Annotated in this window: 15 protein-coding genes and 1 tRNA gene; 4 read left to right on the top strand and 12 right to left on the bottom strand. The window is 64.2% G+C overall.

The genetic code is table 11. From position 1 onward, the window contains the following. Window positions 1-14 precede the first annotated feature (14 nt). Both LQ232_RS03795 and LQ232_RS03790 read right to left on the bottom strand, forming a co-directional pair. On the bottom strand, window positions 15-554 hold the full coding sequence (locus LQ232_RS03795) for a DUF2244 domain-containing protein (protein ID WP_230179044.1): 540 nt from the start codon (window positions 552-554) through the stop codon (window positions 15-17). A 205-nt stretch (window positions 555-759) separates the two neighbouring features. Continuing rightward, complete coding sequence (locus tag LQ232_RS03790; RefSeq protein WP_230179043.1) at window positions 760-1,689, bottom strand: methyltransferase domain-containing protein; 930 nt, start codon at window positions 1,687-1,689, stop codon at window positions 760-762. Between the two features lie 248 nt (window positions 1,690-1,937). Between LQ232_RS03790 and LQ232_RS03785 the strand changes: the two genes are divergently transcribed. Together LQ232_RS03785 and LQ232_RS03780 are read left to right on the top strand one after the other, a co-directional pair. Continuing rightward, the gene (locus tag LQ232_RS03785; protein WP_230179042.1) at window positions 1,938-2,483 is read left to right on the top strand and encodes a ComF family protein; all 546 of its coding nucleotides are present in this window, start codon (window positions 1,938-1,940) and stop codon (window positions 2,481-2,483) included. A gap of 124 nt (window positions 2,484-2,607) precedes the next feature. Beyond that, window positions 2,608-3,042 (top strand): hypothetical protein, encoded by a 435-nt coding sequence (locus tag LQ232_RS03780; protein WP_230179041.1) that lies wholly within the window; start codon window positions 2,608-2,610, stop codon window positions 3,040-3,042. Window positions 3,043-3,055: 13 nt separating this feature from the next. Here the strand turns inward: LQ232_RS03780 and LQ232_RS03775 are convergent, their stop codons facing one another. Continuing rightward, on the bottom strand, window positions 3,056-3,583 hold the full coding sequence (locus LQ232_RS03775; protein WP_230179040.1) for a hypothetical protein: 528 nt from the start codon (window positions 3,581-3,583) through the stop codon (window positions 3,056-3,058). 187 nt (window positions 3,584-3,770) lie between these two features. Between LQ232_RS03775 and LQ232_RS03770 the strand changes: the two genes are divergently transcribed. After that, a complete protein-coding gene (locus LQ232_RS03770; protein ID WP_230179039.1) occupies window positions 3,771-3,983 on the top strand; it encodes a hypothetical protein in 213 nt (70 codons plus the stop codon). Here LQ232_RS03770 and LQ232_RS03765 read toward each other — a convergent pair. Together LQ232_RS03765 and LQ232_RS03760 are read right to left on the bottom strand one after the other, a co-directional pair. After that, a complete protein-coding gene (locus tag LQ232_RS03765; protein WP_230179038.1) occupies window positions 3,934-5,100 on the bottom strand; it encodes an NAD(P)/FAD-dependent oxidoreductase in 1,167 nt (388 codons plus the stop codon). The genes LQ232_RS03770 and LQ232_RS03765 overlap by 50 nt on opposite strands. Continuing rightward, on the bottom strand, window positions 5,097-6,575 hold the full coding sequence (locus tag LQ232_RS03760) for an FAD-dependent oxidoreductase (protein ID WP_230179037.1): 1,479 nt from the start codon (window positions 6,573-6,575) through the stop codon (window positions 5,097-5,099). Before LQ232_RS03760 ends, LQ232_RS03765 begins: the two co-directional genes overlap by 4 nt. Window positions 6,576-6,808: 233 nt before the next feature. Between LQ232_RS03760 and LQ232_RS03755 the strand changes: the two genes are divergently transcribed. Then, complete coding sequence (locus tag LQ232_RS03755) at window positions 6,809-7,432, top strand: hypothetical protein (RefSeq protein WP_230179036.1); 624 nt, start codon at window positions 6,809-6,811, stop codon at window positions 7,430-7,432. Between the two features lie 86 nt (window positions 7,433-7,518). On the opposite strand, the gene LQ232_RS03750 is transcribed toward LQ232_RS03755, so the two are convergent. The 7 genes from LQ232_RS03750 to hscA form a co-directional block, all read right to left on the bottom strand. Then, window positions 7,519-7,593, bottom strand: a tRNA-Val gene (locus LQ232_RS03750). 47 nt (window positions 7,594-7,640) lie between these two features. Further along, complete coding sequence (gene dnaQ / locus LQ232_RS03745; protein WP_230179035.1) at window positions 7,641-8,363, bottom strand: DNA polymerase III subunit epsilon; 723 nt, start codon at window positions 8,361-8,363, stop codon at window positions 7,641-7,643. 76 nt (window positions 8,364-8,439) lie between these two features. Then, window positions 8,440-9,111 carry a hypothetical protein gene (locus LQ232_RS03740; protein ID WP_230179034.1) on the bottom strand — a complete coding sequence of 224 codons (672 nt, stop codon included), beginning with the start codon at window positions 9,109-9,111 and terminating at the stop codon, window positions 8,440-8,442. Between the two features lie 24 nt (window positions 9,112-9,135). Beyond that, entirely contained in the window at window positions 9,136-10,797 is a 1,662-nt protein-coding gene (locus LQ232_RS03735) for a GMC family oxidoreductase (protein ID WP_230179033.1), read from the bottom strand. 5 nt (window positions 10,798-10,802) lie between these two features. Then, window positions 10,803-11,345 (bottom strand): gluconate 2-dehydrogenase subunit 3 family protein, encoded by a 543-nt coding sequence (locus tag LQ232_RS03730; protein WP_230179032.1) that lies wholly within the window; start codon window positions 11,343-11,345, stop codon window positions 10,803-10,805. Window positions 11,346-11,347: 2 nt separating this feature from the next. Further along, window positions 11,348-11,686 carry an ISC system 2Fe-2S type ferredoxin gene (fdx, locus tag LQ232_RS03725; RefSeq protein WP_230179031.1) on the bottom strand — a complete coding sequence of 113 codons (339 nt, stop codon included), beginning with the start codon at window positions 11,684-11,686 and terminating at the stop codon, window positions 11,348-11,350. Between the two features lie 12 nt (window positions 11,687-11,698). Further along, complete coding sequence (gene hscA, locus LQ232_RS03720) at window positions 11,699-13,567, bottom strand: Fe-S protein assembly chaperone HscA (protein WP_230179030.1); 1,869 nt, start codon at window positions 13,565-13,567, stop codon at window positions 11,699-11,701.

The raw sequence follows: 13,567 nt of genomic DNA, 5'->3' as shown, positions 1-13,567 counted from the left end.
CACGGTCGGGCGCCTCAGTCCTCCAGGTGCTTGAGCGCCCAGCGGAACTCGTCCGCCAGCTGTCGCCGGTGTTGGCGCTGGACGAACTCGCCCACCACCACGCTGCGCCCCTGCCCAGACAATCGCACCAGGGAGCCGTCGTCCCGATCGGGCTCGACGCGCACCCAGCGCGGGTTGAATTCGACACAGTTGGTGCGGCCACCGCTTCGGCGCTCGACCCGCAGCAGGTTGGGGCGCATCGCAATGTACTCGCGATCAGCGGCATGCCGCGAATACATGAGTACCGCGGCCATGACCGCCAGCATTTCCATGAATGCAAAGGGCAGCACGAAGGCCGCCCCGAAATACCAGAATCCACCCGCCAGACCGACCGACACCAGGCACAAGGCCGCATAGACCGACCACACCTGACGCGCGCTGAGCGCGCCATCGCGCTGAAGAAGCCACTCGACTCGCCAGCTGGAGGGGTCGGGCGTCGCCATGGACGCCGCTCCCTGCACCAGATTCAGCAAAGGGCGCCACACCCCAAAGCGCAGGGCGGCTGAGGACATCATGGGAACTGGGGACAAGGCGGCAGGCATTTACGCCACGGCTCCAAGGCCACAAAGGGCGGAAAAGGGCGAAACACCCGGAAAAAGACAGGCTTCGTGGGCCCGCCTCAATGATCCATTCATTTTAGCCGGGGTCTGTCGCTATCTCAACTTGCCGGGAATTTACTTTTGCTATGGCTAACCCGTGATTTTGCGGGATTCGCAACGTTCAGGATTTGGCCGAACCGTGCCGGATCATCGCTTTCATGTCATCGAGGGATACCCGGGTCTCGGCGGCGAGTTGCGGGCGAGGGGCGGGCTTGATGGCATGGCCGTAGACCAACTCGATCGTCAAACCGAGGCGACCGTCGGGGCGCGTCAAACCTTCAGAGAGCACTTTCAGTAAACGGGCTCGCCATCGGGGTGTCCGCAAACCTTGGAACCGACCCTGGGCAACATTGCCGCCCCAGGTGCGCCATTCGGCCAGCATCTGTTCGGCGGAGGCCCAGGTCAACGTGATTTGCTCCATGTCCATGACGGGGTCGGCGAAACCGGCCTCGACCATGGCATCACCCAGGTCATGCATGTCAATGAAATTGATGGTGGGCAGGGGCCAACCCAACTCGCGGTAAAGCTGGCGAAGTTCGCGGGCGGTGTCCGGCCCCAAACCCGAACACATCAGGAAACCGTCCACGGCCAGGGCTTGGTGCCATTGCTTCAACAACTGTGGCAAATCGGGGTAGGCGTGCAGCGCCATGTTGGCCCACACCATCTGCACGCCGGGTGACCACGGAGCGACGGCCACAGAATCACCCAGCACCACCGGATCCACGCCTCGGCGCCAGGGCGCCCACCAGCTCTTGGGCGCCTGCGCGCGCCATTGCTCGCGACTGCGCTGCTGCAACTCGGGCACGGGCTCACACACCCAGCGCTGGGCTTTCGGATAACGGGCCTGCACTTCGCTGGCCCCGCCCCCCAGAAAACCGCCCCAATCCAGCCATTGCAGCGGCTGGAGCAGGATGATTTCCAGCTTGGAGGCCAAACGGCGGGCCACCTCTTGGTACAACCATGGCGCCTCAGGCAAGCGAGACAGGCGCCGGGCCTGGTGCAGCAAAGCCTTGGACTGGGGCGCGACGGGATCGGAAGAAGGGGCGGACATGGGGCACCGGTGACTGCTAAGCCCCCTACAGGGCGATGGCCTGCAGGCGGGGCGCTCAGTATATTGACTGGATGCTTTCCTTGCCTGGCCCTTCTCTTCGTTGGCACTTGCCCTGGCCAGGCTTGTGCGTGGTTTGCCAAAGGGCGCAATGGCAGTCCGTTTGCCGGCACTGTCTGTCGGCATTCGCGCCCCAACGTCTGCGCTGTCAGCGGTGCGCCCTGGCCTTGAAGGATGGCCAGACAGAGTGCTTGGCCTGTGATGACTACCCGCCCGAGTTTGACCGCGCCTTGGCCGCGGTGGACTACACCTCGCCCTGGCGCGAGCTGATCGCGCGGTTCAAGTTCCAGGGCGACGTGGCGCTGGCCAAGCCCCTGGCCATGCTGATGACGGCCCGCATGAAGACGCTGCCCGCGCGGGCTCGGCCTCAGGTGATCGTTCCCACGCCTTTGTCAGCGCCGCGATTGCGTGAGCGCGGCTACAACCAGTCATGGCAACTGGCCCGGCACCTGTCACGGCAGACAGGCATCCCTGCCCTGCCCCAAGCGCTGCGCCGCGTGACGGACACGCCCAGGATGATGACACTGGACGCCGATGCCCGCCGACATCAGATCCGCGGAGCATTCGAGGTCAACGCCCTTTTTCGCCGCGCCTTGGTTGGCCGCCACATTGCCTTGGTGGACGATGTGCTGACCACTGGCGCCACCGTGGACGAGATCACCCGCACATTGCGGGACGCGGGCGCGCGCAGCGTGTCGGTGTGGGTGGTGGCCCGCACCCCGGCGCCGGGCGCCTGAATCCAACCGCCGTGTGTGGCCGAGCGCTTGGCGCGCTGGTATTTTTTTAGAATGGTCTCTTGACGTAACAGGGGCAGGCACGCTGGTTGCCACGCATTGGCATTGATTCACCAGAGAGCCTTTCATGCGGACCGTCATCTTTTCGATTCTGTCGGTGGCCGCCTGTGCCTCACACGCCGCTCAACCCGACTGCCTGCCAGCCGCCCTGGCCTTGTCCACCACCCCGGTCGGACAACCTGTGGCGCGTCACATTGACCGGCCCAGCCTTTTTGTCGCGTCCAACCATGGCTTGGCCGCCTATTGGTTCTGCGAAGGCCCGAATGGCCACATCACCTACTGGGAGGTGCATGGCACACCCAGGGCCATCCTGGAAGCGGGCGGCGCGCGCGTCCTGGAAATGCTCTACATCAAGGACCGGGATGCATCCTTGGCCAAATTGTCGGCAACGCCATGCCACCGCGCGGACATTGCCGATCCCGACGAACGCCAGTTGTGCAAGGAACTGCTGGACGACATCAGGGCGCAGTGGCCTCAAACCTCGGCCACCACGCCCCCTTGAAGACCAGCCTGGATCAACGGTAGATCTGTTCGCCGTTGTAGCTCTTCCAGCTTTGCTCGATGTGGCTGGCATCGTCATCCGAACGGGGCTTGAAGCCCATCAGGATGCCGCCTTCCTTGATGCCAGTTTCATACTTCTTGACGCGCTCTTCGGGAATGCCCAAACCGATCAGCGCACCGATCAAACCACCACCGGCCGCACCCGCGCCGGCCCCGGCCAGGGCGGCGGCCAAAGGCCCGGCCACGACGATGCCCAAGCCTGGCACCAGCAGTGTGGTGCCCATGGCCGCGACGGCCGCCGCGATGGCGCCCACGGTGCCGCCAATGGCCCCACCGATGCCCGCGCCTTCAGCCGCCTTGCTGCCGAGCTCGGTTTCCCGCGACGTGGTGGTGGAGAAGAGCCGGCTGCGGGTGTCGTCTGACATCACCAGGTTCACATCGTCCTTGGTGTAGCCCCGCTCGGACAGAGATTGGTAAGCGCGTTCGGCGCTGTCGCGGTCCTTGAAAAGACCGGTGACAAAGGGGGTGTTGGTGTTGGCCATGGTGGCTCCTCAGCGTTGAGTTATGAACACCCTCAGCACGGCAAATGGCGGGCCCATGAGCTGCAAACGCCGCAACAAGCCTCGGCGAAGACCTCATCTGCGCCGATTGGGCCCACTCAAGACCTTCAAAATCGCGGCAGGCGCCGAGCTTCAACGGGCGCCTTCATTTTGAAAGCGATGGTAAAAAATGCCGATCAACGCAGCATCTACTACACGCGAGCGTGCGGTGCCCCTGTACTTCCTGGGGCTGGGTTTCATCATGCTGGGCGCATGCCTGATGGACTACTTTGACTCACTGGTGCCGATGGCCGCGTGCGCCTCAGCCGGACTGATGCTGAGCGCGCCTTTGATCAAGCAGCTCGGGCGGCGTTTCCTGGCTGCCCGTGTGAGCGAGCGATAAGCTGCCCAATTTGAAGCGCCTCCTGGGCGATCTCACGCAGCATGCCGGTGGCTGAGACGTGGTAGCCGCAGAAGTACAAATCCTGAGCCCGCTCCAGGGCTTGGCCGCTGGCCACGGGGGCGCCGCCCTCGCCCAAAACGCCGTCTCCCACCTCCAGCCATGACTGGACATTTGGGCGGTAACCGGTGGCCAACACCACGGTGTCAAACGCTTCATCCCTCCCATCGCTGAACACCACGCCTTGCTCGGTGAAGCGCTCAATGCCGGGCCTGACCTGGACCTGCCCCTGCTTGATCAACTGGATGGTGCCCACGTCGATGAAGGGGACGCGCCCATGTTTTCGAATCTGCGTGATGGGGCCCTCGTCGGGTTGCCGCAAACCGTATTGGGACAGATCCCCGGTGAGCATGCGCATGACGGGCGCGTTCAAGGCATCGGCCCATTGGGGCGGCAAGGCTTTTTGCAGAATGCCGATGGTCAGGAATGGGATGCCGAACACCTCACGGCGGATGACGTTGACAGGGCTGCGCACAGCCAGGGTGGGCTGCGCACCATGCTCGTGGAGATCGATGGCAATTTCGCCGCCCGAGTTGCCCAGGCCGACCACCAACACACGCTGACCTTTGAGACTGGCGCCATGGGTGTAAGCCGAGCTGTGCAGGATCTGGCCCTGGTAGGCATCCATGCCGGGCCACGCAGGGCGCTGCGGCTCGCGGTTGTAGCCAGCGGCCACGACCAGTGATCGTGCACGGTAAACGGTGTCTTGTGAATGGATCTCCCAGTCACCCTCGGTGCGGCAAGCACGGACGATCTTCTGTCCGTGAAGGGGCTGGATCTGGTGATGCCGCGCGTAGGCGTTCAGGTAGTCCACCACCTGCTGGCGCGAAGGGTAGCGCGGGTAGGACTTGGGGAAATCATAAAAGGGCAAGGCCGAGTGGGCCTTGTCGGTGTGCAGGTGCAGGCGGTGGTAGTGCCCAAGCCAGGATGAGCCCACATGGTCGTGCTGCTCCAGCACGATGCAGGGCACCTTTTTCTTTTGCAGGCAGGCGGCCACGGCCAAGCCTGCCGGGCCGGCACCCACCACGACCACGGCCGAGGTTCGGCTTGCAGGGTTCATGTGTTGATGATTTCCTGCGCGGCACGTTCGCCGGAGCGCACGGCCCCTTCCATGTAACCAGTCCAGATGGACGAGGTCTCGGTGCCGGCCCAGTGCAGCTTGCCAACGGGTGCACGCAAGCTGGGCCCAAAGCCTGTCAGCACACCCGGCGGGAAGACACCGGTGGGCGCGCCACCGCTGAAATTCTCGGCCTGCCAGTTGTTCTCCATGTAGGCCAGGGGCGTGGCCGCCTTGGGGCCGAAGAACACCGCCAGGGCCTGAAGCACCTTGGCCTTGCGAACCGCAGGCGCCATCAAGGCGGCATCGCGCGCATCCTGGCCATCGATGAAGGCCATGATCACGCCAGGTGCGCCCGCCGTGGGCTGGGTGGTGTCGAACACGATCTTGGGCAGGAAAGCATCGCTGGTGACCTGGCCGCTGAGGCCTTCGTCGCGCCAGAACGGGCGGTCGTAGACCACGTGGACCTTCCAGGCCGAGCCCATGGGCACGCGTTGCATCATCTGCAGGCGCACCTGGGTGGGGCCGTCCAGCGGCTCGTAGCTCAGCCGCGAGGCCATCCAGGGTGACATGGCCACGACGGCACGCTGAGCCCGCACGTTGAAGCCATCGCCCGACACCGTGATGCCGCCGCCATCTTGCTTGACCGAGCGGGCCGCCGCGCGGAACAGGATGCGGCCACCCAGCTCGCGCGCCATGCCCAGAGCGATGGACTGCGAGCCGCCGACGATCCGGTCCTGTTGTGCGCCGCCTTGGGTGCTGAGCAGGCTCGTCAGGCCGCCACCCGAGTGAACGTAGTGCAGCATGTACAGGAAGGAGATGTCGCGCGGCTCGGTCGACACCAGGGACAGCACGCACAGGCGCAGCAGGTTTTTGGCATCGGCGGTGAACAGGTTGCGGTCCATCCAGGTCTGCATGCTTTGCGAATCCCATTCGGCCGCCTTGAGCGCGGTCCAGGGCGCATCCAGCGGCACCTGCTTGGCCATGGCGTCGATCTTGAGCATGGTGATCGCCGTCTCGCTGGTGGCCAGCAAGTTGGACCAGGGCAGCACGCCCGTGTAGGTGCTGCGCTTGCCATTGGCGTAGTTGATCAGCTTGCCCGTGTCGTAGACCGGGTAGGTTTTCAGGCCCAGTTGCTGGACCAGCGCATACATGCGGTCTTGAGTGGGCCCAATGAAGGCGGCGCCGCCCTCGACCACGTAATTGCCAAATGGGGCTGGCAGGTTCTGATTCCAGCAGCGACCTCCCACGCGATCACGCGCTTCCAGCAACAGCACCTGCCGCCCCGCGGCCACCAAGGCCCGGGCACAGGCCAGGCCGGAGTAGCCGGCACCGATGATGACGACATCGGTGTTGTAGTCGCCAAGGGCGCTGGGGCCGGTGACCGCCTGCGCTTGCCCGCCCGACATCAAGGTGGAGGCGGCTGACGCCGTGAGGGTGGCGAGCACATGGCGGCGGTGGACGGTGGGTTGGGTCATGGGGGCCTCACAACCTTGAAACAAGGCGTTATAAAAAAACAGTGTTTCCAGACTATTCGTGAAGAGAATCACAAGTCATCCATGAAAACCCTGGGCGGCCCCTGGCGCCCCGCGAGCAAGGGGATGGGCGATGACCAGATGATTTGCGTGATGGAGTGGACAGCGACCCCGCGGAAGGTGAGCACGCCAGCGACCTTGGGCCATGATGGGTCACAGGCCCACCATCACCAACCATGGCGCACAGCTCCCGCTCATCCCGATCGCAGAAGAAAATCAATTGGTTCACCGCCTTGGTGAACGTGGTGCGCGGGCTTTTTGTGGCGCAAGTGCAGTTGGAGCGTCGGCAAGGCAAGTTGCACGTGGTGCTGCAAAAATCGAAAGGCGGCAAGGCCGCCGCGCAGCGCGCTCAGGGGTCTCATGCCAAATCCGGCGTGGCCAAACCACTGCCAGCGATGGGCGTGGACGCAGCGCAACTCGAGCGCATGCAGGAAGCCCTGACGCAGGTGTTGGACCAGCATGCGGGCGCGCGCAAAGTCCTCAGGCACCTGGGCTACCTTGAACATGTGCTGGGCCGCAAAGGTGCGCGTTGTTTTCTGGAGCTGCCGGTGGATGCGCTCAAACCAGCCTTGCTGCAACTTCGGTCCGTGATGGGCCAGCAGCCCAGCCAGGGATTGACCGAAGTGCACGCCTGCCTGGTGGTCACGGTGGTTGACCGGGACATGCCCGACGACAGCTCGGATTCCGGCCGGTTGTCCGTGTTCAACGTGGACGACAAGATTCAAGTGCGCGAGGTCAGCCATGCCGACTTCGTGAATGCCGACCGGGCATGGGCCCAGTCGGAAGAAACTGCCAGCTGAGTTGGCTGTGGATCTGGCCGCCCCTCACTGGGCCAGCCAACAACAAAAAACCCGACCTGCTTTAAAGCAGCGTCGGGTTCATGTTTTGGTGGGCGGTGCAGGGTTCGAACCTGCGACCCCTGCCGTGTGAAGGCAGTGCTCTACCACTGAGCTAACCGCCCGAAATTGGTCATTTCGGCTCCGCCTGGGTGCTTGGCGAAGACCAATACTATAGCACGGCTTCGAGCGTTTTCCAAATTGTCTTGCCACCGCTGGCTTTGTCGATGTCGGCCAGCGACTTGTCGAAGGCCTCGGCTTCGGCGGCGCTGGGCTCGATCACGCGCAGCACGAACTGGCTCAGATCCACTGCAGCGGCATCCAGGGCGGCCTGGCTGCCCTCCTCCTCGCCACCAGCGTCGATCAACAACGCATCCTGGCCGCGTGTCATGTTGATGTAGACGGTGGCCAGCAACTCGGCGTCCATCAAGGCGCCGTGCAGGGTCCGGTGGGTGTTGTCGACTTCCAGTCGTTTGCACAAGGCGTCCAGCGAATTGGACTTGCCCGGGAACATCTCGCGCGCCATCACCAGGGTGTCGAGCACGCCTTCGATGTGGTCGGCCATCACGCCCTTGTTCACGCGGCGCAGTTCGGCGTTCAGGAAGCCGATGTCGAAGCTGGCGTTGTGGATGATCAGCTCGGAGCCGGCAACATAGTCCAGGAACTCGTCGACCACGGCCGCGAACAAGGGCTTGTCGGCCAGGAACTCATCGGTCAAGCCGTGGATGCGGACGGCGTCTTCGTGGTTGGGGCGCTGAGGGTTCAGGTAGAAGTGCAGGTGTCGGCCAGTGAGGCGGCGGTTCACCATTTCCACACAACCGATTTCGATGATGCGATCGCCCGATTCGGGGCTCAGGCCAGTGGTTTCGGTGTCGAGGAAGATCTGGCGGGACATGGGGCGCAACTCAAGGAGTTTGGGGGCGGAGGCTGAACACTGTATCAGCCAACCGTCCCTGCGCGCCCATCTCAGATCAGACAGCTTGGTAGCAGGTGAACCCGTTCAATTGAAGCTCGGGAGCCACCGAGGTGCCAGCGTTGTTCAACAAGTCGGTCACCGAGGTAAGGTCGCCCGTGCCGGGGGCACAAGCCAAGGTACCGTTGCTGTTCAAGGCTGGGGCCTTGGCGCGCTCCAGGGTATTCACACCCACGAAGGGCTGCCATTTGAAGTCACTCAGGGTCAAGTCTGTTCCCAAGTTGAAGTAATCGGTCTGCAAGGCGCTGGACAGCAAGAAGCCTTTGCCAACAAACGAGTAGCCGCCACCCAGCTCATACATGCCGGAGCGGTGACCGCCCACCAAGCGCAGGCGCAACTTGTCGAAAGCGATGCTTTGCATGCTGAACGGGAAGGTGGTTTCCAGCCGCGCGCCTTCAACCCTGCGGCGGGTATCGGTGCGCAAGGAGCGTACGCCCAGCACCAGCTCGGGGCCGGCGCCAAAGGCCCAGTTGATGCCGGCAAAGGCCTCGGTGGTGTCGCGCTTGCCGCCACCGGAGGTGGTGGCGCCGGACAAAGTCGGCAGGGCGCACGACGTGCCGGAATTTCCACAAATGAGCGCCCCGGCATGGGCCGACAGAGGCGGCAAACCAGCTGATAGCCCGCTGAGCACCAGCATCGAAAGGCGCAAAACGCCAGAACACTTTTTCATGAAACTCTCCTGACAGTTGAAAAATCAACCCGCCTGGAGAACTCTGTCGATCGATCTCAGTGCCACCGCTTGGATGGTGAGTGACGGCGACTCCCCTCCTCCAGAGCTGGGAAACGTGCTTCCGTCACATATTAGTAAGCCAGCCCAGCCATGAATTTGCGCTAGATCATTGGTCACGCTGATGGCTGGTGATTCGCCCATGCGGCATGTGCCAAAAACATGGGTGCTGCTGAAATCGTCATAGCTGCCCAATTCCTGGCGCAGTTCACCGCAGCCGGCGGCCTTGAGAACGGCGCGGCAGGTCTGCGCCATGAAACGCAAGCGCAGGCAGGCCATCTCGTCGACCTGGGATTGGATGCGAGCCAGGGGCATGCCATGCGCATCGCGTTGCGTCGGGTGCAGGTCGATGAAGGAGCCGGGGTTGGGCAGACTTTCGCCAATCGCGCCCACGGCCAGGCCCCGCCCCACCGTCTCACGCAGGCGACGTTTGTGCTCCACACCCCACCCTTCGAGCATGCGCGTGGCGTAGGAGACCGGGCCTTGCAGGCCGGTGTCCAGCGTGGCTGAATAAAAACGTGCCCCGCCAACGACGCCAGGTATCGCATCAGGGCGATTGAAGTCCCAGCAGATGGCATCCGCCGGCAGACCCGCAAAACTGGACTGGGGCTGCGGATGCAACGCCAGCGATGTCCAGTGCAAAGTTTCCAGAAAATGCCGGCCGACTTGCCCATGGTCGTTGCCGATGCCCTGCGGCGCCATGCGCGACCGGTTGGCAAGCAGCAGCCGCGGCGTTTCAATGGCGCCCGCAGCCAGCACCACCAGGCCAGCACGTTCCGTGTGTTGGCGGCCCTGGGCATCCACATAGCGCACGGCCGTCACCACACGTTGCCGGGCATGTTGCAGCTCCAGCACCGTGCAGCGGGCCCGCACCTCGCAGCGCCCAGATTGCAAGGCATGGCGGATGAAGGTCTGATCGACAGAACCTTTGTCACGACGCGGGCAACCGCGTGAGCAACCGCCGCAGTAATTGCAAGGCGGTCGCCCATCGTAGGCCTCCGAGAGCGCCGCGCGGGCGTTGGGCATCCAGCGTTGCCCCAGGCTGTGCGCGGCCGAGGCCAAAGTGCGCGAAGCATGGCACAGCGGATGCGCAGGCAAAGGATAAGGCTCGCTGCGCCAACGGTCACCCGCGTCTGTCGGGCCGGCCACACCGATGAGCCGTTCGGCCTCCGCGTAATAGGGTTCCAGTTCAGCGTAGTCGAAAGGCCAGTCGGCGCCCACACCATGCTGGCTGCGCAGTTTCATGGCATGTGGGTTAAGCCGGTGAGCCTCTCCCACGTAATGCAAAGTGCTGCCCCCCACGCCGCGCACATGGCTGTAACCACCACGGATGGCCCGGTGCTCGGTCTGCACCAGGCGGCCGGTTTCGTGGTGCCAACTGCGCAGATCGTCCCATTGCGGATCCAGCTTCTGCATGGTGCCGTAAGCATGGCGCCCGGAGCTGCCAGGCTTGCTGGGAAAATAGCGCGCCTCCCAATCAGGCTTGGTCAATCCGTAGTCCTTGTCCGGATCAAACCAGGGGCCCGCCTCCAGCACCAGCACGCGGGCACCCTTCTGCGTCAGGCGCCAGGCTGCAGCCGCCCCGCCTGCCCCGGCCCCCACCACGATGGCATCAAAGTTGGCGGCCATGCCCGCTAGTCCAGCGCAAAGCCCATGGGCTGCGGAGGCCGGTCAAACGGAAAGCCATTCAGCGCGGCAGCTTGGGTGTAGTAGTGCGTGAAGGCCTGCTCACGGATCAAATGGAAAAACCGGCGCTGCGGCGACTCCCAGGGTGCTTGCGACATCCAGCGCACCAGGACCTCACGCTCACTGTGATCCAACGATGCAAAGCCCTCGCCATACCGATCAAGCCATTGGCACACCCGCTCAACCAATATCTGTCCTTCGAGCGTGCTCCCAGCCTCGCTCCAGACCTGCTGTGCCACGCCCAAGGCCGAAGCGGCGGGGCTGACATCATCGGCGGGAATCAGGTGATCGATGAAGGGTGACAAGGCCACAGGCATGGTCGACTGCTCCGGGCGACGACCTACCCTCGTGCGCTGGGCGGTCCGGGTCGTGCCCACGGCATCAGCACGGGCCAACCAACCCAACATGCCGCCGGCCAACAGGGCACCCAGCAGCCAACGGCGCCGCAGTTGCGGCAGCACAGGCCAGGCGCTCTGCGGCCGGCGGGGCATGGTCAGTGGTTCTCGCGCGCGTGGTTGATCGTGTACTTGGGGATGTCCACGACCAGGTCCTTGCTCGCCACGATGGCCTGGCAGCTCAGGCGCGAGTTGGGCTCCAGGCCCCAGGCGCGGTCGAGCAGGTCCTCCTCGGTCTCGTCCATCTCGTTCAGGCTGTTGAAGCCCTCGCGCACGATGACGTGGCAGGTGGTGCAGGCTGCGCTCATGTCGCAGGCGTGTTCGATGGCGATGTTGTTCTCGAGCAGGGCCTCGCACACCGAGGTGCCGGGCGCTGCAGTGATGCTGGCGCCTTGGGGGCACAACTCGGCATGGGGCAGGATCTTGATGATGGGCATGGCGGCGTCAGGTCAAACTTGGTCGATGGTGCGGCCGGCCAAGGCCTGGCGGATGCCGCGATTCATGCGTTGGGCAGCGAAGGCTTCGGTGCCTTGGGCCAGGGCCTTGGTGGCGGCCTCCAGGGCCTCCAGATCACCCCAGTCGCAACGCTGGCCGACCTTGCCCATGAGGGCATCGATCTCGGCGCGTTGCTCGGCGTTGAGCAGGTCGCCATCGGCCGCCAAGGCGGTGCGGGTGGCTTCGAGCATGCGCTCGGCCTCGACGCGCGCTTCGCGCAGCGAGCGGTCCTTCATGTCGGCCTCGGCCGTGGTGAAACCTTCACGCAGCATGCTGGCCACCTGGTCGTCGCTCAAGCCATAGCTGGGCTTGACGACCACCGAGGCCTCGACGCCTGAATGCTGCTCACGCGCGGTGACGCTGAGCAAACCATCGGCATCCACCTGGAAGGTCACGCGGATGCGCGCAGCGCCAGCGGCCATGGGTGGGATGCCCCGCAGCTCAAAGCGCGCCAGAGAGCGGCAATGCTCGACCTGCTCGCGCTCGCCTTGCAGCACGTGCACGGCCAGGGCTGTTTGCCCGTCTTTGAAGGTGGTGAAGTCTTGTGCCAGGGCGCAAGGGATGGGCGTGTTGCGCGGAATGATGCGCTCGACCAGACCACCCATGGTTTCCAGGCCCAGCGACAGGGGCAGCACATCCAGCAAGAGGTGGTCGCCCTTGTCGTTGTTGCCGGCCAGTTGATTGGCCTGGATGCCGGCGCCCAGGGCCACCACTTCGTCAGGGTTCAGGTCGGTCAGAGGGGGTTGGCCAAAAAATGCGCCCACCGCATCGCGCACCGCGGGCATGCGCGTGGAACCGCCCACCATGACCACGCCCTTGACTACATCAGGCTTGACCTTGGCATCGCGCAGCACACGTTTGACTGCGACCAAGGTGCGGTCAATCAATGGCTTGGACAGCTCTTGCAGGCGCTCACGGGTGATGCTGACCGACAGCATGCCGCCCGACAACTTGCACGACAGGTGCGCATGGCCATCGGTGGACAGCTTCTCCTTGACCGCGCGCGCAGCCACCAGCACGGCGCGCTTGTCTTGCGGCGTGATGGCCTCCATTTTTGCGTCCATCAGGGCGGCTTCGGCCAAGGCATGGTCGATGTCGTCGCCGCCCAGGGCCGAATCGCCGCCAGTGGCCACGACCTCGAACACGCCGCGGCTGAGTTGCAGCAGCGAGATGTCAAAGGTGCCGCCGCCCAGGTCGTAGATGGCGTAGAGGCCTTCAGAGCGATTGTCCAGGCCATAGGCGATGGCGGCCGCCGTGGGCTCGTTCAACAGGCGCAACACGTTCAAGCCGGCCATCTGCGCCGCGTCCTTGGTGGCCTGGCGTTGGGCGTCGTCGAAGTAGGCGGGCACCGTGATGACGGCACCGAACAGGTCATCGTTGAAGGTGTCTTCAGCGCGCTGGCGCAAGGTGGCCAGGATCTCGGCCGACACCTCGACGGGCGACTTGACGCCCGCCACGGTGACCACGCCCACCATGCCGGGCTGGTCTTCAAACTGGTACGGCAGGCTCTTGGCATCGGCCAGGTCGGCCAACTGGCGGCCCATGAACCGCTTGACCGACACGATGGTGTTTTGTGGATCTTCAGCCTGCTGGGCCAGGGCATCGAAGCCGATCGCGCGGCGCGTCTTGCCTTGCGTGTCGAGCAGGTAGCGCACGGCCGAAGGCAGGATGACGCGGCCTTGCTCATCGGGCAGGCATTCGGCCACCCCACTGCGCACGGAGGCCACCAGCGAATGGGTCGTGCCCAAATCAATGCCCACAGCGATGCGCCGCTGGTGAGGGTCGGGCGACTGCCCAGGTTCGGAGATTTGCAACAAGGCCAT

The sequence above is a fragment of the Aquabacterium sp. CECT 9606 genome, assembly GCF_918741295.1.
Lineage (GTDB): Bacteria > Pseudomonadota > Gammaproteobacteria > Burkholderiales > Burkholderiaceae_C > Aquabacterium.
This window is presented reverse-complemented; position numbering and strand designations above follow the sequence as displayed.

Coding starts and splice junctions, on each gene's coding strand:
- LQ232_RS03790 (WP_230179043.1), bottom strand. CDS start 1,689: ATGTCCGCCCCTTCTTCCGATCCCGTCGCGCCCCAGTCCAAGGCTTTG.
- fdx (WP_230179031.1), bottom strand. CDS start 11,686: ATGCCCATCATCAAGATCCTGCCCCATGCCGAGTTGTGCCCCCAAGGC.
- LQ232_RS03765 (WP_230179038.1), bottom strand. CDS start 5,100: ATGAACCCTGCAAGCCGAACCTCGGCCGTGGTCGTGGTGGGTGCCGGC.
- LQ232_RS03795 (WP_230179044.1), bottom strand. CDS start 554: ATGATGTCCTCAGCCGCCCTGCGCTTTGGGGTGTGGCGCCCTTTGCTG.
- LQ232_RS03775 (WP_230179040.1), bottom strand. CDS start 3,583: ATGGCCAACACCAACACCCCCTTTGTCACCGGTCTTTTCAAGGACCGC.
- LQ232_RS03740 (WP_230179034.1), bottom strand. CDS start 9,111: ATGAAAAAGTGTTCTGGCGTTTTGCGCCTTTCGATGCTGGTGCTCAGC.
- LQ232_RS03735 (WP_230179033.1), bottom strand. CDS start 10,797: ATGGCCGCCAACTTTGATGCCATCGTGGTGGGGGCCGGGGCAGGCGGG.
- LQ232_RS03780 (WP_230179041.1), top strand. CDS start 2,608: ATGCGGACCGTCATCTTTTCGATTCTGTCGGTGGCCGCCTGTGCCTCA.
- LQ232_RS03770 (WP_230179039.1), top strand. CDS start 3,771: ATGCCGATCAACGCAGCATCTACTACACGCGAGCGTGCGGTGCCCCTG.
- LQ232_RS03755 (WP_230179036.1), top strand. CDS start 6,809: ATGGCGCACAGCTCCCGCTCATCCCGATCGCAGAAGAAAATCAATTGG.
- dnaQ (WP_230179035.1), bottom strand. CDS start 8,363: ATGTCCCGCCAGATCTTCCTCGACACCGAAACCACTGGCCTGAGCCCC.
- LQ232_RS03730 (WP_230179032.1), bottom strand. CDS start 11,345: ATGCCCCGCCGGCCGCAGAGCGCCTGGCCTGTGCTGCCGCAACTGCGG.
- hscA (WP_230179030.1), bottom strand. CDS start 13,567: ATGGCCTTGTTGCAAATCTCCGAACCTGGGCAGTCGCCCGACCCTCAC.
- LQ232_RS03760 (WP_230179037.1), bottom strand. CDS start 6,575: ATGACCCAACCCACCGTCCACCGCCGCCATGTGCTCGCCACCCTCACG.